The sequence below is a fragment of the Bacillus cereus group sp. BfR-BA-01430 genome (assembly GCF_022663115.1).
Classification (GTDB): domain Bacteria; phylum Bacillota; class Bacilli; order Bacillales; family Bacillaceae_G; genus Bacillus_A; species Bacillus_A cereus_BD.
The window spans coordinates 1-223 of the sequence record NZ_JAKUEW010000107.1; the positions used below are offsets into that span (position 1 = coordinate 1).

The window sequence follows — 223 nt, forward strand, 5'->3', positions numbered from 1 at the left end:
CACCCTCTCAGGTCGGCTACGCATCGTTGCCTTGGTGAGCCGTTACCTCACCAACTAGCTAATGCGACGCGGGTCCATCCATAAGCGACAGCCGAAGCCGCCTTTCAATTTTGCACCATGCGGTGCAAAATATTACCCGGTATTAGCCCCGGTTTCCCGGAGTTATCCCAGTCTTATGGGCAGGTTACCCACGTGTTACTCACCCGTCCGCCGCTAACTTCTT

1 rRNA gene is annotated in these 223 nt (G+C 55.2%); it reads right to left on the reverse strand.

The annotated features are described in order from the left end of the window. Positions 1-223, reverse strand: a 16S ribosomal RNA gene (locus MR058_RS23165); the annotation flags it as partial.